We start from the raw sequence: 22018 nt of genomic DNA, 5'->3' as shown, positions 1-22018 counted from the left end.
TCACCCGTCCCGGGCGGGCTACTTGACCCGGCCGTACCAGACGCTGCCGGTCCAGATCTTCTGCAGGCGCACCACGTCCCCGGTCTTCGGTGCGTGCCAGATCTTGCCCTTGCCGGCGTAGATGCCGACGTGGTAGACACTGCGGCCGGAATGGAAGAAGACCAGGTCACCGGCCTTTCGGTTCTTGGCCGAGACATGCTTGGTCTTGTTGTACTGCTGGGCCGCCGTGCGCGGCAGCTTCTTGCCGGCCTTCTTGAACGAGTACAGCGTCAGCCCGGAGCAGTCGAACCGGTGTGGGCCGATGGCACCCCATTTGTACGGCGCGCCCTTCTTGGAAGCCGCGATCTTGAGCGCCTTGGTGGCGTGGCTCGCCGCGGCCGCCTCGGAGGCGACGCCGGGGACCACGACGGAGCCGCCCACGGCGGCGAGGGTGAGAGCGGAGGCCGTACCGGCACGGGCCATCAGCGACGGGACTCGATTGAGCGCAGACATGCGCAACCCTTCGTCAGCCGCCTGTGAAGGATGACCTGTCGGATTCGGGCTGGCGAAGTTGCCCGGCCGCACGGGTGCGGCTTCACCCCAAGGGCTGCTCGGCGCGGCGTCCTCCTCCCGGAGACGGCCGTACCGGCGACCCGTCGTGCTCGGGTCCTCCACTCCTGCCGATCCACTCCTGTCGACCGGTCGTCCGGACGGCGGCAGGACTCGGCGTCCGCCCGGACCGCCCCGCCGCTGCGGCGGGGGCTTGTCGTCAGTCACGGATCTTGTCCCGCCCGGTGGGAAAATCCCAACGGAACGTGCCCTTTGTGTTGTTACTCACCACTCATCCGTTCGGGTGGGCGGCGCTCCGTTCGGCTCCCCGTCGAAGCTGGTGACGATGCCGGGACCAGCGGCGGAGTGAGTCGTTCCGGCGCCGGGGCGCACGGCCCGCGCAACCGCGGAGGCCCGGAAATCCGAGGTGTTCCTACGCCGGAAGGGGGTACGCCGTTCGGCCCGTTTCGACGCCGCGTTACTCAACTGCCGGAAGCCGGCGGAAGACTGCCCCGGGCCGTACGCCGTTCCCCGTCCGGCACGCGCAGCGCCCGGGGGTGCGGTGGCGTGCAGCTCCGCCGTCTCGCCCCGCCGGCGCATGACCGCGAGCGAGTCACGCAGGGCGCTCGCCCTCCCCACCAACGCCTGGTCGGCGTGCAGCGCGCGGCATTGGGGAGGATCACGCGTTCGTCGGCGGCTGCAAGGGGCGATCAGGGGGCGTCAGCCGACGCTCGGCGGCTGGTGCAGGCCGAAGGCGGAGCCTTGGTTGTCCCGGCACAGCGCGAAGCGGCCGAACCGGGCCGCCGACCCGGCGTCCTCCTCACCGGGGTCCTCGACGGAGCCGCCCAGCTCCCGTACCCGGGCCAGGGCGGCGTCCAGGTCGTCGACGCGGAAGAAGAGGTACGGCGAGGCCCCCGCGTCGCCCCCGTGGAGGCCGCCCGGCACGCCGCCCGTACCGATGGCGAATCCACGCCCCGAGGGGCCGGGTTCCAGGGTCCAGCCGAACAAGCCGCCGTAGAAGGCGCGTCCCCGTTCCGGGTCCGCCACACCGAGCTCGAAGAAGGACGGTTCGCCTGCCATGGGGTACTCCTGACGGCCGGTGGCCTGTGTGCGCACGCCCCTGCCCCCATCGTCCTCCCCGCCGCACGGTGGCGCAGCCGGTCGTCCGGCCCCGGACCGTGCGCTGGAGGGCATGGCCTACGGGATTCCGGTGACGCAAGCCAGGGCTGAGCCGGCGGACCTGATCGACCGAGTGGTGTACGGCGGTGAGCGGGCCGTCGTGACCCGCCACGGCAAGCCGCTCGTCGCCCTGGTCTCCGCCGCCGACCTCGAGCGCCTCAAGGCTCCTCAGGAGCAGGCCGGGGCCCAGGTGGTCGCCTCGGTCTCCCGTGCCCGCGACACCACCGCCTCCGCACCCGCGGAGCCTCGTCGCCTCGGCATCGCGGCGGAACACCGGGGGCCGAACCCGTCCTGGGGGAAGCTCGAGCACATCGCGGTACGGGGCGCCGCGGTCCGTTGCCGACGGCGGCGTTGCGCGAGGCGGGGCTGGGGTGTCCCGTGCTGGGGTCAGGTCGGGGGGTCGGGGTGGTGGTCGGCGGGGTGTGGCGTTCGTGGTCCGGTGAGGGTGTCCGCGCTGTGTGTGCGGGGCGCCGCGCGGGTACCGTGCGCGGCGCGCCGTCGGCGGCGGAGTTCCGCGAGGCGGGCCCGCGGTGTCCCGTGCCGGGAGCCGGCCGGGACACCGGGGTGGTAGTCCACGCGGCGCGGCGGGGCCTGCCGCTCGCGGTCGGCGCGCCGCCGTGCCGGACGTACGCGCGGCCCGGGTGGCCAGGCTTCTCAGGCGACCGGGGCGGGTGCCGGTGCCCGGTCCGGTGCCGGGATCGTGCCGCGCGTGCGCCGTCGCAGGGCACCGCCCACCAGGATCGCCCCCAGGCCCAGCAGCGCCCACCAGGCGAGGGTCAGCGCCGGGCCGGTGGCCGCCGCACCGTCGAAGAACGACACCGAGCGCAGCAGCGAGGCGCCCGCACCCGGCGGCAGCCACTGCCCGATCACCCCGGCCGGCTCCGGCAGCATCTCCGGTGCCGAGGAAGCCGCGGAGAAGGGGTTGCCCAGCAGCATCATCACCGCTCCGCCCAGCGCGAGACCCGCGCGGCCGAGCAGCGCCGCCAGCCCGGCGACGCCCGCGGCCACGGCCAGGGTCGACAGTCCGAACACCCCGGCCACGATCCACCAGTCCCCGGTGAGCGCACCGAGCCAGCTGTGCGCGATCGCCGCCGCGACCAGCCCGGTCAGGGCCGCCGCGCCGACCAGTGCGAGGACCGCGCGCAGGCCCCGCAGCCCCAGCAGGGTCGCCACCGCGCCCGTCGCGATCCCGGCCAGCGCCAGCGGCAGCACACTCGCGCTCAGTGCCGCGCCGCGCGGATCCGCACCGGGTGCGGGCACCACGTCGACGACCTGGACGGCGGACCCCGTGGCGGACGCCTGCCCGGTCACCGCCTGCCGCAGCGACTGCGCGACGGCCGGGCTCGCGGCGGACGCGGTGAGCAGCTTCACGCCGTCACCGCCGGTCACCACCGCGCCGTACACGGTCCGGTCCTCGACGGCGTCGCGGGCCGCGGCCTCGTCGGCGTAGCGGTGGAGCTCGAAGGCGCCCTCGCGCTGGGCGAGCCGCTGCTCGACCCGCGCCACCGCGGCCGGCGGCCCCGCCACACCGAGCGGCAGATCACGGGGCGCCGTACGGGAGGCCGGCCACGCGAAGGCCCACAGGGCCAGGGAGACCAGCACGGGGACCAGGACGATCACGGCGATCAGGCGACGCGTGTCCATGAGGACTCCTCAAAAAAGAAGGATCGTTCGTTTTTAACTGTGGTTCCACCGTGCGGCCGCCGGGCTCCCCTTGTCAAGAAGGAATGTTCGTTTTAGATTTGGTGTCATGGCTCGCGTATCCCAGGAACACCTCGACGCCCGCCGCCGGCAGATCCTCGACGGCGCCGCGCTCTGCTTCGCCCGCAACGGCTTCCACGCCACGTCGATGCAGGACGTGCTGAAGGAGGTCGACCTCTCGGCGGGGGCCGTCTACCGCTACTTCAGCGGCAAGGAGGAGCTGATCGAGGCCGTCGTCGCCGAGGTGCTGGGCGCCATCCGGGACGTGTACGAGCGGGCGGCGCAGGAGGACCCGCCGGCCATGCCCGACGAGCTCATCGCCCGCACCCTGGCGCACATGGCGCGGGAGCGGCCCGCGCTGACGGAGGACGGTCGTTGGCTGTTTCCGCGGCTCATGATCCAGGCCTGGACCGAGACGCTGCGCAACGAGACGCTGTCCGCCCTGCTCGACGAGGGCTTCGCCAAGGTCCTCGCGTCCTGGGCGAAGGTCGTCGTCCGCTATCAGGAAGCGGGCATGATGCGCGACGACGTCGACCCGGACGCGGTGGCCCGGACGCTGATGGCGACGGTGCAGGGCTTCGGGGCCCAGTACGCGCTGTTCGGCAGCTTCTCCCCGGAGGCTCTCCAGACGGGTGTGCGAGGGCTGTTGAGCATGCGGGAAGCCACCGACGGCACCGGTAATCAGTCGGTCAAGAAAGCGTGACGCGGCGGAAACACTCTAGCCCTACTCTCCACCCCGATCCACCTGCGGTTTTCGAGCACCGGCGTGTGCATTCCAGCGCATTCATGTGTGTTACATCTAGAGCCGTCGCGGTGGCCGCGGCAGCCGGACGCCCGGTCCTGGCGTCATGCCCTGTGAGGTGGTAAATGCAACTGACCCCGCACGAGCAGGAGAGACTGCTCATCCATGTGGCCGCGGACGTGGCCGAGAAGCGCCGCGCACGTGGCGTGAAGCTCAACCATCCCGAGGTGGTCGCCCTGATCACCTCGCACATCCTCGAAGGTGCCCGGGACGGCCGCACGGTCGGCGAACTCATGGCCTCCGGACGCAAGCTGATCCAGCGTGGCGAGGTCATGGACGGGATCCCCGAGATGATCCACGACGTGCAGGTCGAAGCCACTTTCCCCGACGGCACCAAGCTGGTCACCGTCCACGATCCGATCATCTGACGGGGACGGCAGCCATGATTCCCGGAGAGATCCTCTTCGCCGACGAGCCGGTCGCCTTCAACGAGGGACGCCCGAGCGTCCGCCTGACCGTGCTCAACACCGCCGACCGGCCCGTCCAGGTCGGCTCCCACTACCACTTCGCCGAGGCCAACCCCGGTCTCGACTTCGACCGCGCCGCGGCCCGCGGCAAGCGGCTGAACATCGCCGCCGGCACCGCCGTCCGCTTCGAGCCCGGTATCCCGGTCGACGTGGAGCTCGTGCCCCTCGCGGGCGCCCGCGTCGTCCTGGGGCTGCGCGGCGAGACCGGAGGTGCCCTCGATGCCTGAGCTTTCCCGTACCGCATACGCCGACCTGTTCGGCCCGACCACCGGCGACCGCGTCCGCCTCGCCGACACCGACCTCCTCGTCGAGATCGAGGAGGACCGCTCCGGCGGCCCCGGCCGCTCCGGCGACGAGGCCGTCTTCGGCGGCGGCAAGGTGCTGCGCGAGTCCATGGGCCAGTCCCGGGCCGGCCGAGCCGACGGCGCCCCCGACACCGTTGTCACCGGCGCCGTGATCATCGACCACTGGGGCGTCGTCAAGGCCGACATCGGCATCCGCGACGGCCGGATCACCGGCATCGGCAAGGCCGGCAACCCCGAGACCATGGACGGCGTCCACCCCGACCTCGTCATCGGCCCCGAGACGGAGGTCATCGCGGGCAACGGCAAGATCGTCACCGCGGGCGGCATCGACACGCACGTCCACTTCATCTCGCCGGTCGCCGTCGACGAGGCCCTCGCCTCCGGCATCACCACGCTCATCGGCGGCGGCACGGGCCCCGCCGAGGGCAGCAAGGCGACGACCGTCACCCCGGGCTCCTGGCACCTGGCACGGATGTTCGCCGCCCTGGAGTCCAGCCCCGTCAACATCGGCTTCCTGGGCAAGGGCAGCACCATGGCCAAGGAGTCCATGCGCGACCAGCTGCGCGCCGGCATCCTCGGCTTCAAGATCCACGAGGACTGGGGCGCGACTCCGGCGGTGATCTCCGCCTGCCTGGACGTGTGCGAGGAGTCCGGCGTCCAGCTCGCCGTGCACACCGACACCCTGAACGAGGCCGGCTTCGTCGGCGACACCTTCGACGCGGTCGCCGGCCGCACTCTGCACGCCTTCCACGTCGAGGGCGCCGGCGGCGGCCACGCGCCTGACATGATCACGGCCGTCTCGCTGCCCAACGTGCTGCCGGCGTCCACCAATCCGACCCGGCCGCACACCGTCAACACCGTCGAGGAGCACCTCGACATGCTGATGGTCTGCCACCACCTGAACCCGGCGGTCCCCGAGGACCTGGCCTTCGCCGAGTCCCGCATCCGGCCCAGCACCATCGCGGCCGAGGACATCCTCCACGACATGGGGGCGATCTCCATCATGGCGTCGGACGCCCAGGCCATGGGCCGCATCGGCGAGGTGATCCTGCGCACCTGGCAGACGGCGCACGTGATGAAGCGGCGCCGCGGCTTCCTCCCCGGTGACCTCCGGGCCGACAATCTGCGCGCGCGTCGCTATGTCGCCAAGTACACCATCAACGCCGCCGTCGCCCAGGGTATCGAGCACGAGGTCGGCTCCGTGGAGACCGGCAAGCTGGCCGACCTGGTGCTGTGGGACCCGAAGTTCTTCGGGGTGAAGCCGCAGCTGGTGCTCAAGGGCGGACAGATCGCGTACGCGCAGATGGGCGATGCCAACGCCTCCATCCCGACCCCGCAGCCGGTCCTGCCGCGCCCGATGTTCGGCGCCCATGGCACGGCGCCCGCCGCCAACTCGGTCGCCTTCGTGGCCGAGGCGGCCATCGAGGACGGACTGCCGGAACGCCTGGGCATCGGACGCGAGCTGGTGCCCATCCGGTCGACCCGGGGCCGCACCAAGGCGGACATGCGGCAGAACGACGCCCTGCCGCGCGTCGAGGTCGCCGCGGACTCCTTCGCGGTGACCATCGACGGCGAGCTCGTCGAACCCGCGCCCGTCGCCGAACTGCCGCTCGCGCAGCGGTACTTCCTCTTCTGAGCGGCGACGTGAGCCGCGCAGCGCTGCTCGTCCTCGCGGACGGCCGCTTCCCCGCCGGAGGGCACGCCCACTCCGGCGGGGCGGAGGCCGCCGTCCGGGCGGGACACATCACCGACGCCGCGAGCCTGGAGGAGTTCTGCCGGGGGCGGCTGCACACGAGCGGGGCCGTCGCGGCATCGCTCGCGGCGGCCGCGTCCCTCGGCGTCGACCCCGGCGAACTCGACCTGGCCGCGGACGCCCGTACACCGTCGCCCGCCCTGCGGGTGGCGGCGCGCAGACTCGGGCGGCAGCTGATGCGGGCCGCTCGCACCACCTGGCCGCATCCGGAACTCGACGCGCTGGCGCGGAGATTCCCCAAGGGCGCCCACCAGCCCGTCGTCCTCGGGCTGACCGCCCGCGCGGCCGGGCTCGGGCCGCTGGACGCGGCGTACTGCTCCGCCTACGAGGGGGTGAGCGGGCCGGCGACGGCCGTCGTGCGGCTGCTCTCCCTCGACCCGTTCGACGCGACCGGCGTACTCGCGCGGCTCGCGGCCGACCTCGACCGGGTGGCGCGGGACGCCGTTCAGGCGGGGCGGGCGGCCGTGACCGAGGGGGTCGACGTGCTGCCCGCGCGGTCGGCGCCGTTGCTGGAGACCGGGGCGGAGGCGCATGCCGCTTGGGCTGTGCGGTTGTTCGCCTCGTAGCGGCGTTCTTCTTCGCCCCCGCCGCCCTTTCCCATCCCCACCCCCAGGGGGCTCCGTCCCCTGGACCCCCGTCGGCCTGAACGGTCTCGTCCTCAAACTCCCCCAGAGGGGCCCAGGACGGGCTGAGAGGGCCGGCCCCCTACTTCGTCAGGAGCCGTATCGTGCATCTTGGTGATCACCACGCCACCCCCGCCGTCTCCGCCGACGCCCACCGGCCCGACGGGAGCCGACGGGCCCTGCGGATCGGGCTCGGCGGGCCGGTCGGGTCGGGCAAGACCGCGACCGTCGCCGCGCTCTGCCGGGCGCTGCGCGAGGAGTTGTCCCTCGCCGTCGTCACCAACGACATCTACACCCGCGAGGACGCCGAGTTCCTGCTCCGCGAGGCCGTGCTGCCGCCGGAGCGGATCAGCGCCGTCGAGACCGGCGCCTGCCCGCACACCGCGATCCGGGACGACATCTCCGCCAACCTCGAAGCGGTGGAGGACCTCGAGGAGGAGGTCGGCCCGCTGGACCTGGTCCTGGTCGAGTCCGGCGGCGACAATCTCACCGCCACCTTCTCCAAGGGCCTGGTCGACGCCCAGATCTTCGTGATCGACGTGGCCGGCGGTGACGACATCCCGCGCAAGGGCGGGCCCGGCGTCAGCACCGCCGACCTGCTGATCGTCAACAAGACCGACCTCGCGCCGTACGTCGGCTCCGACCTCGCCCGGATGGCGGCCGACGCCAAGGCGCAGCGCGGTGAACTGCCGGTGATCCTGCAGTCCCTGCGCGGCGCGGACGGTGTCCGTGACGTCGCCGACTGGGTGCGGGGCCGGATCGCCGCGTGGGCCGCGTGACCACCCCGGGCGGTGTCCGGGCGCGGGCGCGCGTTCTCGCCCGGGGCGACGGGCGGGGCGGCACCGTCCTGCCCGTCCTGGAGGGCGAGGGGCCGCTCGCGGTGCGGCGGACCCGGGGGAGCGGTGCCGAGGCCCACGTCATGCTGGTCGGCGCGATGAGCGGGCCGCTCGGCGGCGACCACTTCGAGGTGGCCGCCGAGGCGGCCCCGGGCGCCCGGCTGCGGGTCGGCTCGGCCGCCGCCACCCTCGCACTGCCCGGCCAGGGCAAGGCCGGGGCCCGCTACGACGTGCGGCTCACCGTCGGGGAGAATGCCGAACTGCGCTGGCTGCCCGAACAGTTGATCTCCGCGCGGGGCAGCGAGCTGGCCGTCGCCACCCGGGTCGACCTCGCCGCCGGCGGACGGCTGCTGCTGCGCGAGGAACAGGTGCTCGGGCGGTCCGGGGAGGAACCCGGACGGCTCAGCAGCCGTCTCACCGTACGGGTCGCCGGCCGGTGCGTCCTCGACCAGGAGCTGGCCTGCGGGCCCGGCGCCCCGGGCGGCTGGGACGGTCCGGCCGGGCTGGCGGGGCGCCGTGCCGTCGGTCAGCTGGTCGTCGTACGGCCGGAGTTCGCCGCCGAGCCGCCGCGGGCGTGCGCTTTCGCGGAGGGCGCGGCCGTGCTGCCGCTCGCCGGGCCCGCCGCGCTGGTGACGGCCGTGGCGCCGGACGGACTGCGGCTCAGGCGGCTGCTGGAGGAAGGGCTGGCCTCGCTGGGCTGAGGCCCGGCGACCGAACATTCATATCCGTTTATCGGATTGGCAAAGAAGTAGTACTGGCTCTGTTCTCAGGGAACGCACAGCCGCGAGGATCCCCGTACTTGTCGCGAACACGTACGGGGAGGCCCACTTGAGGAAGAGCAGACTGGGGCGGAGGACGGCGGCGCTCGGTTCGGCCGGAGCGCTCGTCACCGCCACGCTGATAGCCGGCGCCCTCGCGGCGCCCGCCGCGAGCGCCGCTCCGTCCGCCGGCCAGGGACACGGGAAGGGCTGGGACCGCGAGGCCTGGGGCACCGCCGTCGCCGCGGCCCGCGCCGCGAGGGCGGGTGTCGACTGGCAGGACTGCCCGGCCGACTGGAATCTGCCGAAGCCGATCCAGTGCGGGTACGTCACGGTGCCGCTCGACTACGCCAAGCCGTTCGGCAGGCAGATCGAGATCGCCGTCGACCGCATCGGCAACACCGGCACGAAGGCCGAGCGGCAGGGCGCACTCATCTACAACCCCGGCGGCCCCGGCGGCTCCGGTCTGCGCTTCCCGGCCCGCGTGACCGGCAAGAGCAAGGTGTGGGCGAAGACGGCCGAGGCCTACGACTTCGTCGGCTTCGACCCGCGCGGCGTCGGCAAGTCCACGCCCATCTCCTGCGTAGACCCGCAGGAGTTCGTCAAGGCGCCCAAGATGGACCCCGTGCCCGACTCCGAGGCCGACAAGCGCGCCCAGCGCAAGCTCGCCCGCGAGTACGCCGAGGGCTGCTACGAGCGCAGCGGCTGGATGCTGCCGCACATGACCACGCCGAACACCGCGCGCGACCTCGACGTCGTCCGCGCCGCGCTCGGCGAGAAGAAGCTCAACTACCTGGGCGTCTCCTACGGGACCTACCTCGGCGCGGTCTACGGCACGCTCTTCCCGGACCACGTGCGCCGCATGGTCGTCGACAGCGTCGTCAACCCGTCCCGCGACAAGATCTGGTACCAGGCCAACCTCGACCAGGACGTCGCCTTCGAGAAGCGCTGGAAGGACTGGCAGGACTGGGTCGCGAAGAACGACGCGACCTTCCACCTCGGCGACACCCGCGCCGAGGTCCAGGACCAGTGGCTGAAACTGCGCGCCACCGCCGAGAAGGCACCCCTCGGCGGGGTCGTCGGCCCGGCCGAGCTGATCTCCTTCTTCCAGAGCGCCCCGTACTACGACTCGGCGTGGGTGCCGATCGCGACGATCTTCAGCAAGTACGTCGCGGGTGACACCCAGGCCCTGATCGACGCCGCCGCCCCCGACCCGTCCGACACCGCGGGCAACGCCTCCGCGGAGAACGGCAACGCCGTCTACACCGCCGTCGAGTGCGCCGACGCCAAGTGGCCCACCAGCTGGCGCGAGTGGGACCGGGACAACACCCGGCTGCACCGCGACCACCCGTTCATGACCTGGGCCAACGCCTGGATGAACCTGCCGTGCGCCACCTGGCCGGTCAAGCAGCACACGCCGGTGAACGTCAAGACCGGCAAGGGACTCCCGCCGGTGCTGATCGTCCAGTCCGAGCGGGACGCGGCCACCCCGTACGCGGGCGCCGTCGAACTGCACAAGCGGTTCGAGGGCTCGCGCCTGATCACCGAGCGGGACGCCGGCTCGCACGGTGTGACCGGGCTGGTCAACCCGTGCGTCAACGACCGGGTGGACACCTACCTGCTCACCGGGAAGGTGGACGCCAGGGACGTGACCTGCGCCCCGCACGCCACGCCCGAGCCGTAAGGAACGCGACGCGCTAGGGAGGGGCGGCCGGTCCGATCCGGCCGCCCCTCCCCCCTAGCGTCAGTCCTGCCGCGCCGCCAGCCAGGCGTCCTCCGCCGCGTAGTCGAAGAGGTCGCCGTAGTTCCGGAACATCTTCGGGAACGCCTCGCGCCAGTCGCGCCCGGCCAGTCGCTCCTCGAGGAAGGCGACCGTCTCCGGCAGGGTCTCGGCGTACCGGACCACCGGGCGGTAGCCCAGCTGCCGTCGCGCCTCGGCCATGTCGCACACGACCGGCACGGGCACCGTCCACGGCGTGTCACCCACGCCGTCCGCCGCCGACGGGCCGTCCAGCAGGACGTCCTCGCTCTCCACGCCCATCACCGCGTCGATCGCCGCCGCGATCTCGGCCACCGTCGGCGCGTCGGGGTCCACGGCGTTCAGGACGCGGGTGCCGGGACGTGGCGCGGCCAGCCGGATCAGCTCGGCGATGTTGTGCACGCTCGCCGGGTGGAAGCGGCTCGCACCGCCGTGGGACAGGACGCGCCGCCGCCGTCCGTCGAGATTGCGCTTCACGAAGTACAGCTCGCGCGGGGTGCGGCAGTACGGCCCGTGGACCGCGCCCGCGCGCAGCACCGTGACCGGCAGCCGGTCGCCCGCCGCGAGCAGCTCCCGCTCCAGCGCCGCCTTGCGGGTGCTGTACGAGGTGTCGCCCGGACGGACCGTGCGCTGCTCCTCGGTCACCGGCACCGGGTACCGGGGGAAGCCGTCCGGTTCGGCCTGCGTGTCGAAGTTGCGGCCCATGTCGTCCTCGTAGACCGACACGCTGGAGATCACCACCGCGGAGCCGACCCGCCCCGCGAGCGACACCAGTTGCCGCGCATGGCCCTCCCCGAAGGCCACCATGTCCACCAGTACGTCACAGCCGTCGCCGACCGCCGCGGACAGGGCCGCGTCGTCCTCCCGGTCGGCCCGCACCACACGCACGTCCCCGGGCCGGCCCGCGTCCCGGTCGCCGCCCCGCGAGACGGCCGTCACCTCCCAGCCGTCCCGGGCCAGCGCCCCCACGGCCGCCCGTCCGATCTGTCCCGTCGCTCCGAGCACCACAGCACGTGTCATACGGCGACCGTAGGCGCACGCCCGGCCGCCCGGCCACGGGCTTCTGCCGACGGCAGACAGCGGGCTCCCGCGATGCCCTAACGGGGCGGCCGACGCGGGAACCTGGGTCCCTTCGCCGCCCTCTCGGCCTCCTCGGCCTTGACGTCGGCCGCGTACCGGTCGACGTACTCCTGGCCGGACAGCGACATGATCGCGTACAGGATCTCGTCGGTGACCGCGCGCAGCACGGCCTTCTCGCCCTCCATGCCGGCGTAGCGGGAGAAGTCCAGCGGCTCGCCGAACCGGATCACCACGGGGTGCAGCCTGGGGATCCTGCGGCCGGGGGGCTGCGCCTCGAACGTGCCGATCATCGCGCAGGGCACCACCGGCACCCCCGCCCTGAGCGCCATGACCGCCACCCCGACCTTGCCCTTGTAGAGCCGGCCGTCGTGCGAGCGGGTGCCCTCCGGATAGATGCCGAGCAGTTCGTCCTTGCCCAGGACGCCGAGGCCCTCGCGGATCGCGGCCTGCCCCGCCTCCTTGCCGGAGCGGTCGACGGGGATCTGCCCGGCGCTGCGGAAGAAGAACGCGGTCAGCCGGCCCTTGAGGCCCGGGCCGGTGAAGTACTCGGCCTTGGCGAGGAAGGTGATGCGGCGCCTGAGCACCGCGGGCATCAGGAAGTGGTCCGAGAAGGAGAGGTGGTTCCCGGCGACGATCGCCGCCCCCGACGCGGGCACGTGGTCCAGGCCCTCGATCCTGGGCCGGAAGACGACTCTCAGCAGCGGGCCCAGCAGCACGTACTTGAGCACGTAGTAGAACACGGTGTGTCTCCCACTCTCCCGGTCGGCACGGCCGCTGACGGCAGCCGCGGCACGGCCCCGCGCCGGACGTCCGCGTCCGGTGATCGATCGTAGCCCGGACCGCGCCGGCCGGACCGGGAACGTCCGGCCGGAAACGGTCCGGCCGCTCTTCGGCCAACCCGATTGACGCGGCGCGTCCCCTGCTCTGTGCTGACCGGTAGCGACCGGGGGGAGGGCGGCACATGTCCGGTGAATCGGCCGGTACCTGGGCGGAGTTCGGGCGGCGGTTGCGTTCCTTGCGCAGGGCGGCCGGGCTCACCCAACTGCAGCTCGGCCTGCGGGTGGGCTACCACCACACCGCCGTCAGCAAACTGGAGGCCGGGCTGCGGGAGCCGCCCGCCGGTCTGGTGCGCCGCCTCGACGAGGTCCTGGACACCGGCGGGGAGCTGGCCGCGATCGTCGCCGCGCCGCGCGAGGCACCGCACCGTCCGGGCCGGGTCCCGGCCGACCCGGCGCTGTTCTCGCCGCTGCCCGGAGCGGACGCCGCCGCGGCGCCGTGGGTGGCCGAGCCCCGGCTGTGGCCCGCCCGGCTGCCCGCCGAGGGGCTGGTGTGCCCGCTGCACGGCACGGCGGGGTGTCCGGTGCCCGACCCGGGGGACTTGCCGGCCCTGCTGAACGGGTCGGCGGTGTGGGACGGGCCGGCTCCGTCGAGGGGGTCGGGGCCGTGGAGCGGGGCGGGATCGCCGGGCGGTCCGGGACCATCGGGACCGGCGGACGCGTCGGGGTCACGGGGCGGGCCGGGGGCGTTGGACTGGACCGGCCGGGCGGCGGACGCCGAACTGCTGCACGCGCTCACCGCCGTACTGGCGTGGCTGATCCGTGAGGCGTTCCGGCACGGGGGCCGGGTGGCCGCCGTCGAGGGACTGCTGCGGTCCCTGGCGCGCTGGGCGGACGCGGTCAACTCCACCGGCCGGCTGCCGTACGGTCAGCTGCGGCTCGCCGCGCAGTACGCCCAGGTCGCCGGCCGGCTGCGGATGGAGCGCGGTCAGAACGCCGTGGCCATGGGGTGGTTCGGCCACGGCCTGCGCTGGGCGGACGCCGTCGGGGACGCCCCGGCCCGCGCGACGCTGCTCAGCGACATGTGCACCCTGGTCCGGCTCGACGGGGACGCCGGGGCGATGCTCGGATACGCGCAGGGCATCGGCGCCGGGGAGGCGCGGCGCCGGTGGGCGGCCACCCTCTCGGACCTCTACCAGGCCCGCGGGCACGCCCTGGCCGGTGACGCGGCCCAGTGCCGCCGTCACATCACCCTGGCCCGGCGCGGGTTCGCCCGGCTCGACCGGCGCGACCACCTGGAGGCGCCCTGGCTGGCCGGGGCCGAGGGCGCGATGCGGGTCGACTCCGCGATCGGGGGCGCGCTGCGCGACCTCGCCGTGCAGACCGGCGACCGGCGGGCCGCCCGGCGCGCGGTGGACGCCGCCGCGCGGTCCCGTGCGCAGGTGCCGCCGCGGATGCGCGGCGCCCGGCTGCTGCTCACGCTGCGCCTGGCGGACTGCTGGGCCTGTGCCGGCGACCCCGGTGCGGCCGTCGCCCTCGCCTCGCCGGTGCTGGTGGAGGCGGTGCGCTCACGCGAGTCCATGGTCACCGCCGAACTGCGCGGACTGCACAGCCGGCTCACTGGAAGGTGGGGCGACCTGCCGGAGGTCAGAGAGTACCGGGAGCGGCTGCTGGACGCGGGGGAGTGAGCGGGCGGCCACCGGCACCCCGGCCGCGGCGGCCCGGCCTCCTTCCACCGCGGCCGGGGCGGAACTTGCCGGAATTTGACAGGACGCGACCACGCCTGCGGTTCCGTTGCTTCCGACGCCCGGCGGTGTGAGGGTTCCGCCCAGCCCGCGACATGACATGCAACCGTCATTCGGTCGACGGGCGCGCCGCCACCACCCCGCGGCGGCGCGTTCGGCATGCCCGTGGCCGGGCCGGCCCGCAAGGGCCTCCCCACTCTCACAAGGAGCCATGATGCTCAGACGCACCGCGGTGGCCGGGACAGTCCTGGCCATGACCCTCGCCGGGGTGGTGGTACCGGCCTCCCTCGCCTCGGCCTCGGAGCGGTCCGCATCCCCCGCGGCCGAGTCCGCCGCCGAGCCCACCCCCGCCGCGAGAGCCGTCGCCGCCGCCGACCGGGCCGTCCGCAGCGGCCTGGACGCCCTCGTCGCGGGCGGCCCCGACGAACAGTACGACCGCCACCAGGTCACCCCCTGGGGCGAGGACCTCTACTCCGTCGCCTACGAACGCACCTACCACGGTCTGCCCGTGGTCGGCGGCGACGCCGTGGTCCTCGCCGACGGCAAGGGCAGGGTACGTGCCGTCCAGTCCGCGACCGGAGCCGCGATCGCGGTGCCCACCGAGGCCGAGGTGCGGGCCGAGGACGCGGTCGCCACCAGCCGTGAGCGGCTCGCGTCGGTCGACGAGGTCGAGTCCGAGCGGCTCGTGGTCCACGTCAGGGACGACGTCCAGACCCTCGCCTGGGAAACCGTGCTCACCGGCACCACCGAGAAGAAGAAGCCCAGCCGGCTGCACGTCTTCGTGGACGCCCGCTCGGGCGAGGTCGTCGACAGCTACGACGAGGTGCGCGCGGGCACCGGCCACAGCGAGTGGAACGGCCCCGGCCCGCTGACCATCGACACCTCCCGCACGAGTGGCGGCTACGCGCTGCGCGACACCACCCGCCCCGGCCTCCAGTGCTCCGACTACAACGGCGGCCTGTTCACCGGCCCGGACGACGACTGGGGCAACGGCGACGCCTCCAGCAGGGAGACCGGCTGCGTCGACGTCATGTTCGCCGCGCAGAAGCAGTCGGACATGCTCCGCGACTGGCTGGGCCGCAACGGCCACAACGGCAACGGCGGCAGCTGGCCCGTGCGCGTGGGCCTCAACCAGCTCAACGCCTACTGGGACGGCTCGACCGTCACCATCGGACACAACACCGCCGGCGAATGGATCGCCGGCATGGACGTCGTGGCCCACGAGTTCGGCCACGGCCTGGACTCCTACACCCCCGGCGGCGCCCGGCACGAGAGCGGCCTCGGCGAGGCGACCGGCGACATCATGGGCGCGCTGACCGAGGCGTACACCGACCAGCCGGCACCGTACGACACCCCCGACTACACCGTCGGCGAGGTGGTCGACCTCCAGGGCCGCGGCCCGATCCGCAACATGTACGACCCGCGGCAGGTGAGCAACCACCCCAACTGCTACTCCGCGTCCATCCCGAACACGGAGGAGCACGCGGCCGCCGGGCCCATGAACCACTGGTTCTACCTTCTGGCCGAGGGCTCCAGTCCCGGCGGCGGCAAGCCCTCCAGCCCCACCTGCGACGGTGGCGAGGTGACCGGCGTCGGCATCCAGAACGCCGGCAGGATCTTCTACGGCGGCATGCTGCTCAAGACCAGCGGCATGACCTACAAGCGGTACCGCACCGCCACCCTCACCGCGGCGAAGAACCTCGACACCTCCTGCGGCCTGTTCAACGCCACCAAGGCCGCCTGGAACGCCATCGACGTCCCCGCGCAGAGCGGCGACCCGGCCTGCTCCGCACAGCAGACGGACTTCTCGCTGGCGCTCAGCCCCGCCACGGGCGACGTCGACGCCGGTTCCTCGGTCGAGGCCACCGTGCGCACCACCACCGTCTCCGGCAGTGCCCAGCGGGTGACGCTGACCGCCTTGGGCGCCCCGCAGGGCGTCGGCGTCGGCTTCAGCCCGTCCACGGTCACCTCGGGCGACAGCTCCACCATGCGGATCAGCGCCTCGGCGGGCACGGCCGCCGGAACCTACTCGATCACCGTCAAGGGCACGGCGGGCACCAAGTCCCACACCGCCCAGTACACCCTCACCGTCGGCGGCGGCACCGACCCCGGCACCCCGCCCGACGTCGACGTCTCCGAGGTGCGGGCGCACCTGGCGCAGTTCGGCACCATCGCCGCGCAGAACGGCGGCAACCGCCGCGCCACCGGCCCCGGATACGACGCCTCGCTCGCCTACGTCAAGGGCAGGCTCCAGGCGGCCGGGTACACCGTCACCCAGCAGACCTGCACCTCCGGCTGCTCCGCCGGCGCCGGCGACAACCTGATCGCCGAGTGGCCGGGCGGCGACGCGAACAGCGTCCACATGTTCGGCGCCCACCTCGACGGCGTCTCGGCCGGGCCCGGCATCAACGACAACGGCTCCGGCTCCGCCGCGCTCCTGGAGGCCGCGCTCGCCCTGGCCCGCGAGAACCCGGACATGGCCAACCGCGTCCGGTTCGCCTGGTGGACCGACGAGGAGCAGGGCCTGAACGGCTCCGACTTCTACACCAGGACCCTCTCCGCCACCGAGCGCTCCAGGATCAAGGCGTACTACAACTTCGACATGGTCGGCTCCGTCAACGGCGGTTACTTCATCAACAACATCGGATCGGCGGCCTCCGCCCCGATGCGCGAGTACTGGGCCTCCCTCGGTCTCGCCCCGCAGGAGAACGTCGAGGGCCGGGGCCGCTCCGACGACTACTCCTTCCAGCGGGTCGGCATCCCCACCTCCGGCTACGCCACCGGCGCCTCGGCCCGCAAGACGGCCGCCGAGGCCGCCAAGTGGGGCGGTACCGCGGGCCGGTCCTACGACCCGTGCTACCACTCCGCCTGCGACACCACCGCCAACATCGACGCCACCGCACTGAACCGCAGCGCGGACGGCATCGCCTACACCATCTGGAAGACCTCCGTCGGCGACACGCCCGCCCCCGCGGACGACTTCTCGATCTCCGCCGACCCGTCCTCGGGCACGGTCGACCCGGGCTCCTCCGCCACGGTCACCGTCCGCACCGCCACCACCAGCGGCGACGCCCAGAACGTGCGCCTGTCGGCGTCCGGCGCCCCGACCGGGGTGAGCGTGGACTTCACGCCGGACTCGGTCACCTCGGGCCAGTTCTCGACGGCCACCGTCGAGGTCGCCGCGGGCACGGCCGCCGGCACCTACACGCTGACCCTCACCGGCACCGGCACGGTCACCCACACCACCACGTACACCCTCACCGTGTCCGGCGACGGCGGCGGCGAGACCACCTGGCGGCTGGGAGCCACCTACGCGGCCGGTGACACGGTCGCCTACGACGGCGTCCGCTACCGGTGTCTCCAGGGCCACACCGCCTACCCGGGCTGGGAGCCGCCGAACGTCCCCGCCCTGTGGCAGCGCCTGTGACGCACTGACGCAGTGACGAGGCGGTGGGGGCCACGCACCCCCACCGCCTCACCACGTCCGCTCAGAACTTCGGCGTCGGCGCCTGCGCCTCGACGATCTCCGCCGCCTCCTCGTCGGTCTGCACCGAGGGCGGGGACCCCTCCAGGGGCTGCTGCGCCGTCTCCTTCATGCAGGCCACCGCCACGATGCCGACCAGGGCCGCGGCCATGGCGTAGTACGCGGGCATCATGTCCGAGCCGGTCACGCTGATCAGAGCGGTGATGACCAGCGGCGTGGTGCCGCCGAACAGGGAGGCCGACAGGTTGTAGCCGACCGACAGGGACCCGTACCTGACGTTGGTCGGGAACATCGCCGGGAGCGCCGCCGACATCGTGCCGAGCAGGCAGACCAGGGACAGGCCGAGCATCAGCATGCCGGCCGAGACGGCGAGCAGGCTGCCCTCCTGCACCAGCACGAAGGCCGGGGCGGACAGCACGAAGAAGCCGATCATGCCGGTCATCAGCAGCGGCTTGCGGCCGAAGCGGTCGGACAGCCGGCCGATCTGGTTGATGATCAGCATCAGCAGCACCATGGTCGCGACCAGGATCATCAGGCCGTGGCTCTCGCTGTAGTGCAGCTCGTCCGACAGGTATGTCGGCATGTACGACAGCAGCATGTAGTCGGTGATGTTGTAAGCGCCGACGAGCGCGATGCACAGGATCAGCACGCGCCAGTGCGTGCGGAAGATCTTCGCGAGGTCGCCCCGCGCGGTGGTCTCCACCGCGGTCGCCGCCTCCGAGATGTGGACGTTGGAGTCCTCCAGCTTCAGGAAGGCGGGCGTGTCGTCCAGCCTCAGCCGCAGATAGATACCGACGATGCCGAGCGGCGCCGCCACCAGGAAGGGAATGCGCCAACCCCAGGCGTCCATGGTGTCGCTGCCCAGCCAGGCGGTGAGGCCGGTGACGAGGCTGGCCGCGCCGGTGTACCCGGCCAGCGTGCCCAGCTCCAGGAAGCTGCCGAAGAACCCGCGCCGCTTGTCCGGCGCGTACTCGGCGATGAAGGTGGAGGCGCCGCCGTACTCGCCGCCGGTGGAGAAGCCCTGGAGCAGGCGGAAGACGATCAGCAGGACCGGGGCCCAGAAGCCGATGGAGTCGTAGCTCGGGATGAGCCCGATGGCGGCCGTGCCGATCGCCATGAGGATCATCGTCAGCGCCAGCACCTTCTTGCGGCCGATCTTGTCGCCCATGGGCCCGAAGACCATGCCGCCGAGCGGGCGCACCAGGAACGCCACGGCGAACGTGGCGAACGAGGAGAGCAACTGCGCCGTGTCACTCCCGGACGGGAAGAAGACGCGGCCGATGGTGCCCGCCAGATAGGCGTAGATGCCGAAGTCGAACCACTCCATGGCATTGCCGAGCGAGGCCGCCTTCACGGCTCTCTTGACCGCGGCCTCGTCCGTGACCGTGATGTCCGACCGGCGCAGTCGGGGGTTCTGCCGACGCCTGATGGCCCGGAACAGGGCCGGGTGGCGGCGGACCGCCGCGGCGTCGGATTCCTGGCCGTTCTCGTTGGGGGACGTGGCGGCCTCCCTTTCCACGTGCGGACACCCCTGGCGGGGCGCCGCTCGGTCGTACGATTCTCAGCTCGTACCCGTTCCCCCGATCATCCTGGGTATGGCCGTGGCGTCAGTCATATGGTTGGGCCGATGAGGTGAGGGACGGCCCATCGGGGCCTGCTCTAGGCTTCGCACATGCGGATCGCCGTCTCCTCCGACATGGACGAACCCGTCGCCCGCCTCCTCGTCGAGGAGCTGCGCCGACGCGGACACGAGGTGCTGGCCCACGGCGCCCTGGACCCCGGGGCGGACTCCCGGTGGGCGGTGTGCTCCGAACGGGCCGCGCGCGAGGTCGCCGACGGGACCGCCGACCAGGCCGTGGTCTGCTGCTGGACCGGCACGGGCGCGTCGATCGCCGCCAACAAGGTGCCGGGCGTACGGGCTGCCCTGTGCACCGACGCCTGCACGGCGGACGGCGCCCGCCGCTGGAACGACGCCAACGTGCTCGCCCTCAGCCTGCGCCTGACCTCGGCACCGCTGCTGGGGGAGATCCTCGACGCCTGGTTCGCGGGCGCGCCCAGCACGGACGCCGAGGACCGGGACAACGTGACGCACGTGGAGCGGCTCGACCGGGGACGGACCGCTCCGTGACTCCCGTGCGCGCGCTGAGCGCACTCAGCGCACTGAGCGCAGTCAGGACGTCAGGACCTTCTCCAGGGTCTTGAGCGCGCCCTCCAGCTCCTCACCCGTGACCGTCAGCGGCGGGGCCAGCCGGATCGTCGAGCCGTGGGTGTCCTTGACGAGGACGCCCTCGCGCATCAGCCGCTCGCTGACCTCGCGGCCGGTGCCGAGCGCCGGGTCGACGTCGACGCCCGCCCACAGCCCCCGCGCCCGGAAGCCGACCACGCCCCTGCCGACCAGGGCCGCCAGGCCCTCGCGCAGCACCGCGCCCAGCTCCGCCGCCCGGCGCTGGAACTCGCCCGTCTCCAGGAGCTCCACCACCGCCGTGCCCACCGCGGCCGCCAGTGGGTTGCCGCCGAACGTCGAGCCGTGCTCACCCGGGTGCAGCACACCCAGCACCTCCCGGCTGCCGACCACCGCCGACACCGGCACGATGCCGCCGCCCAGCGCCTTGCCGAGCAGCACCACGTCCGGCACCACCGACTCGTGCTCGACGGCGAGGGTGTGCCCCGTGCGGCCCAGCCCCGACTGGATCTCGTCGGCGACGAACAGGCACCCGGCCCGGCGGGTCAGCTCCCGCACGCCCGCCAGGTAGCCGTCGTCCGGGATGTTCACCCCCGCCTCGCCCTGGATCGGCTCGATCAGCACCGCCGCCGTCGTCTCGTCGACCGCCGCCTCCAGCGCCGCCAGGTCGTTGTACGGGACGACCTTGAAACCGGGCGTGAAGGGGCCGAAGCCGGCGCGGGCCGTCTCGTCCGTCGAGAAGCTCACGATCGTCGTCGTACGGCCGTGGAAGTTGTCCGCCGCGACCACGATCGTCGCCCGGTCGGCCGGGACGCCCTTGACGTCGTAGGCCCACTTGCGGGCCACCTTGATGCCGCTCTCCACCGCCTCCGCGCCGGTGTTCATCGGCAGCACCATGTCCGTGCCGGTCAGCGCGGACAGCCGCTCGGCGAACTCCGCGAGCCGGTCGTTGTGGAAGGCACGGGAGGTGAGGGTCAGCCGGTCCAGCTGGCGGTGTGCGGCCTCGGTCAGCGCCGGGTGGCGGTGGCCGAAGTTGAGCGCCGAGTAGCCGGCCAGCATGTCCAGGTACCGGCGGCCCTCCACGTCCTCGACCCAGGCGCCCTCGGCGCGGGCCACGACGACGGGCAGCGGGTGGTAGTTGTGCGCGAGGACGGGCCCCTCGGCGCGGATCAGCTCCTGGGAGCCGCGGGTGGTGCGGGCGGGTGCGGTCATGAGCGGGCCTCCCGGATCTCCTGGGTGCAGCACTTGATGCCGCCACCGGCCTTGTGGAACTCGGACAGGTCGACGGGGACGGGGACATAGCCGCGGCCGCTGAGGCGGTCGGCGAGTTCCCCGGCCTCGGGGGCGATGAACACGTTGCGTCCGTCACTGACGGAGTTCAGCCCGAACGCCATGGCGTCCTCGCGGGTGGCGATCACCGCGTCCGGGTACAGCCGCTCCAGCACCTCCCGGCTGCCGGGCGAGAAGGCCCCCGGGTAGTACGCCACGTTCTCCTCGTCGAGGACGAACAGCGCCGTGTCCAGGTGGTAGAAGTACGGGTCCACCAGCGTCAGCGAGACCACCGGAACGCCGAAGAACTCCTGCGCCTCCCGGTGCGCCTCGGGGGTCGTGCGGAAGCCCGTGCCGGCCAGGATCCACCGCCCGGCCGGAACCAGGTCCCCCTCGCCCTCGCAGACCGCCTCCGGATGCTGGACCTCGAAGCCCTCCGTCTTGAACCACGCCTCGTAGGCCACGGACTCGCCGCGGCGCTCGGGCGCGTGGAAGCGGGAGCCGAAGACCCGGCCCTCCACCACGACCGCGCAGTTCGCGGCGAAGACCATGTCGGGCAGGCCCGGCACCGGCGCGACGGTGTCGACGGTGTGGCCGCGGGCCCGGTAGGCGTCGACCAGCGCCTGCCACTGGTCCAGAGCGCGGATGACGTCGACCGGCCGGCCGGTGCTCATCCAGGGGTTGATCGCGTACTGCACGGCGAAGTGTCTGGGTTCGCAGACCACGAAGCGCCGCCGGCGCGGCACACGGTTGTCGGCCACAGAGGGGCAC

General features: G+C 73.0%; 19 protein-coding genes, 2 pseudogenes and 1 riboswitch. Of the genes and pseudogenes, 12 read left to right on the top strand and 9 right to left on the bottom strand.

Going from position 1 to position 22018, the window contains the following annotated elements; translation table 11 throughout:
• Window positions 1-18: 18 nt before the first annotated feature.
• The 3 genes and pseudogenes from M6G08_RS30865 to M6G08_RS30855 all read right to left on the bottom strand — a co-directional run bounded on the left by M6G08_RS30865 (window position 19) and on the right by M6G08_RS30855 (window position 1608).
• Complete coding sequence (locus M6G08_RS30865) at window positions 19-492, bottom strand: C40 family peptidase (RefSeq protein ID WP_272590415.1); 474 nt, start codon at window positions 490-492, stop codon at window positions 19-21.
• Window positions 493-495: 3 nt separating this feature from the next.
• Window positions 496-640, bottom strand: a riboswitch (cyclic di-AMP (ydaO/yuaA leader).
• A gap of 370 nt (window positions 641-1010) precedes the next feature.
• Window positions 1011-1194: pseudogene (locus tag M6G08_RS30860) on the bottom strand (hypothetical protein); the annotation flags it as partial.
• A gap of 54 nt (window positions 1195-1248) precedes the next feature.
• Entirely contained in the window at window positions 1249-1608 is a 360-nt protein-coding gene (locus tag M6G08_RS30855; protein ID WP_272590414.1) for a VOC family protein, read from the bottom strand.
• A 112-nt stretch (window positions 1609-1720) separates the two neighbouring features.
• On the opposite strand from M6G08_RS30855, the pseudogene M6G08_RS30850 reads away from it, so the two are divergent.
• Window positions 1721-1999: pseudogene (locus M6G08_RS30850) on the top strand (type II toxin-antitoxin system Phd/YefM family antitoxin); the annotation flags it as partial.
• A gap of 362 nt (window positions 2000-2361) precedes the next feature.
• Here M6G08_RS30850 and M6G08_RS30845 read toward each other — a convergent pair.
• Window positions 2362-3351, bottom strand: a complete 990-nt coding sequence (locus M6G08_RS30845) for an ABC transporter permease (RefSeq protein WP_272590413.1) — start codon at window positions 3349-3351, stop codon at window positions 2362-2364.
• Window positions 3352-3457: 106 nt separating this feature from the next.
• Here M6G08_RS30845 and M6G08_RS30840 point away from each other — a divergent pair, with 106 nt between their 5' ends.
• From M6G08_RS30840 to M6G08_RS30805, 8 genes are all read left to right on the top strand, one after another.
• The gene (locus M6G08_RS30840) at window positions 3458-4111 is read left to right on the top strand and encodes a TetR/AcrR family transcriptional regulator (RefSeq protein ID WP_272590412.1); all 654 of its coding nucleotides are present in this window, start codon (window positions 3458-3460) and stop codon (window positions 4109-4111) included.
• Window positions 4112-4275: 164 nt separating this feature from the next.
• A complete protein-coding gene (locus tag M6G08_RS30835; protein WP_272590411.1) occupies window positions 4276-4578 on the top strand; it encodes an urease subunit gamma in 303 nt (100 codons plus the stop codon).
• 14 nt (window positions 4579-4592) lie between these two features.
• Window positions 4593-4904 (top strand): urease subunit beta, encoded by a 312-nt coding sequence (locus tag M6G08_RS30830; RefSeq protein ID WP_217250446.1) that lies wholly within the window; start codon window positions 4593-4595, stop codon window positions 4902-4904.
• On the top strand, window positions 4897-6618 hold the full coding sequence (locus M6G08_RS30825) for an urease subunit alpha (protein WP_272590410.1): 1722 nt from the start codon (window positions 4897-4899) through the stop codon (window positions 6616-6618). The genes M6G08_RS30830 and M6G08_RS30825 overlap by 8 nt, the downstream gene beginning before the upstream one ends.
• Before the next feature lie 8 nt (window positions 6619-6626).
• Window positions 6627-7301: an urease accessory protein UreF gene (locus M6G08_RS30820; protein WP_272590409.1), complete on the top strand. Its 675-nt coding sequence runs from the start codon at window positions 6627-6629 to the stop codon at window positions 7299-7301.
• A gap of 161 nt (window positions 7302-7462) precedes the next feature.
• The gene (ureG, locus tag M6G08_RS30815) at window positions 7463-8137 is read left to right on the top strand and encodes an urease accessory protein UreG (protein WP_272590408.1); all 675 of its coding nucleotides are present in this window, start codon (window positions 7463-7465) and stop codon (window positions 8135-8137) included.
• Complete coding sequence (locus tag M6G08_RS30810) at window positions 8125-8895, top strand: urease accessory protein UreD (protein ID WP_272590407.1); 771 nt, start codon at window positions 8125-8127, stop codon at window positions 8893-8895. The genes ureG and M6G08_RS30810 overlap by 13 nt, the downstream gene beginning before the upstream one ends.
• A 127-nt stretch (window positions 8896-9022) precedes the next feature.
• Window positions 9023-10636, top strand: a complete 1614-nt coding sequence (locus M6G08_RS30805; protein WP_272590406.1) for an alpha/beta hydrolase — start codon at window positions 9023-9025, stop codon at window positions 10634-10636.
• Between the two features lie 60 nt (window positions 10637-10696).
• On the opposite strand, the gene M6G08_RS30800 is transcribed toward M6G08_RS30805, so the two are convergent.
• Together M6G08_RS30800 and M6G08_RS30795 are read right to left on the bottom strand one after the other, a co-directional pair.
• Window positions 10697-11731, bottom strand: coding sequence for an NAD-dependent epimerase/dehydratase family protein (locus tag M6G08_RS30800; RefSeq protein WP_272590405.1), 1035 nt, complete (start codon window positions 11729-11731; stop codon window positions 10697-10699).
• A 77-nt stretch (window positions 11732-11808) separates the two neighbouring features.
• Window positions 11809-12531 (bottom strand): lysophospholipid acyltransferase family protein, encoded by a 723-nt coding sequence (locus tag M6G08_RS30795; protein WP_272590404.1) that lies wholly within the window; start codon window positions 12529-12531, stop codon window positions 11809-11811.
• A 221-nt stretch (window positions 12532-12752) separates the two neighbouring features.
• On the opposite strand from M6G08_RS30795, the gene M6G08_RS30790 reads away from it, so the two are divergent.
• Together M6G08_RS30790 and M6G08_RS30785 are read left to right on the top strand one after the other, a co-directional pair.
• Window positions 12753-14255, top strand: a complete 1503-nt coding sequence (locus tag M6G08_RS30790) for a helix-turn-helix domain-containing protein (protein ID WP_272590403.1) — start codon at window positions 12753-12755, stop codon at window positions 14253-14255.
• A 271-nt stretch (window positions 14256-14526) separates the two neighbouring features.
• Window positions 14527-17739: a M20/M25/M40 family metallo-hydrolase gene (locus M6G08_RS30785; RefSeq protein ID WP_272591481.1), complete on the top strand. Its 3213-nt coding sequence runs from the start codon at window positions 14527-14529 to the stop codon at window positions 17737-17739.
• A 61-nt stretch (window positions 17740-17800) separates the two neighbouring features.
• Here the strand turns inward: M6G08_RS30785 and proP are convergent, their stop codons facing one another.
• Window positions 17801-19315 (bottom strand): glycine betaine/L-proline transporter ProP, encoded by a 1515-nt coding sequence (proP, locus tag M6G08_RS30780; RefSeq protein WP_272590402.1) that lies wholly within the window; start codon window positions 19313-19315, stop codon window positions 17801-17803.
• A 153-nt stretch (window positions 19316-19468) separates the two neighbouring features.
• On the opposite strand from proP, the gene M6G08_RS30775 reads away from it, so the two are divergent.
• Window positions 19469-19924 carry an RpiB/LacA/LacB family sugar-phosphate isomerase gene (locus M6G08_RS30775; protein WP_272590401.1) on the top strand — a complete coding sequence of 152 codons (456 nt, stop codon included), beginning with the start codon at window positions 19469-19471 and terminating at the stop codon, window positions 19922-19924.
• Between the two features lie 42 nt (window positions 19925-19966).
• Here M6G08_RS30775 and rocD read toward each other — a convergent pair whose 3' ends face one another.
• Both rocD and ddaH read right to left on the bottom strand, forming a co-directional pair.
• A complete protein-coding gene (gene rocD, locus M6G08_RS30770; protein ID WP_272590400.1) occupies window positions 19967-21190 on the bottom strand; it encodes an ornithine--oxo-acid transaminase in 1224 nt (407 codons plus the stop codon).
• The gene (gene ddaH, locus M6G08_RS30765) at window positions 21187-22008 is read right to left on the bottom strand and encodes a dimethylargininase (protein WP_272590399.1); all 822 of its coding nucleotides are present in this window, start codon (window positions 22006-22008) and stop codon (window positions 21187-21189) included. Before ddaH ends, rocD begins: the two co-directional genes overlap by 4 nt.
• Between the last annotated feature and the right edge of the window lie 10 nt (window positions 22009-22018).

Source organism: Streptomyces sp. M92, assembly GCF_028473745.1.
Classification (GTDB): Bacteria; Actinomycetota; Actinomycetes; order Streptomycetales; family Streptomycetaceae; genus Streptomyces.
Note: the sequence above shows the minus strand (reverse complement) of the source record. Positions and strands in the feature narration are given on the sequence as shown.

Bases quoted from the DNA above. Each gene is read 5' to 3' on its own strand.
- M6G08_RS30865 (WP_272590415.1), bottom strand. From the start codon at position 492: ATGTCTGCGCTCAATCGAGTCCCGTCGCTGATGGCCCGTGCCGGTACG.
- M6G08_RS30855 (WP_272590414.1), bottom strand. From the start codon at position 1,608: ATGGCAGGCGAACCGTCCTTCTTCGAGCTCGGTGTGGCGGACCCGGAA.
- M6G08_RS30845 (WP_272590413.1), bottom strand. From the start codon at position 3,351: ATGGACACGCGTCGCCTGATCGCCGTGATCGTCCTGGTCCCCGTGCTG.
- M6G08_RS30840 (WP_272590412.1), top strand. From the start codon at position 3,458: ATGGCTCGCGTATCCCAGGAACACCTCGACGCCCGCCGCCGGCAGATC.
- M6G08_RS30835 (WP_272590411.1), top strand. From the start codon at position 4,276: ATGCAACTGACCCCGCACGAGCAGGAGAGACTGCTCATCCATGTGGCC.
- M6G08_RS30830 (WP_217250446.1), top strand. From the start codon at position 4,593: ATGATTCCCGGAGAGATCCTCTTCGCCGACGAGCCGGTCGCCTTCAAC.
- M6G08_RS30825 (WP_272590410.1), top strand. From the start codon at position 4,897: ATGCCTGAGCTTTCCCGTACCGCATACGCCGACCTGTTCGGCCCGACC.
- M6G08_RS30800 (WP_272590405.1), bottom strand. From the start codon at position 11,731: ATGACACGTGCTGTGGTGCTCGGAGCGACGGGACAGATCGGACGGGCG.
- M6G08_RS30790 (WP_272590403.1), top strand. From the start codon at position 12,753: ATGTCCGGTGAATCGGCCGGTACCTGGGCGGAGTTCGGGCGGCGGTTG.
- M6G08_RS30785 (WP_272591481.1), top strand. From the start codon at position 14,527: ATGCTCAGACGCACCGCGGTGGCCGGGACAGTCCTGGCCATGACCCTC.
- M6G08_RS30775 (WP_272590401.1), top strand. From the start codon at position 19,469: ATGCGGATCGCCGTCTCCTCCGACATGGACGAACCCGTCGCCCGCCTC.
- rocD (WP_272590400.1), bottom strand. From the start codon at position 21,190: ATGACCGCACCCGCCCGCACCACCCGCGGCTCCCAGGAGCTGATCCGC.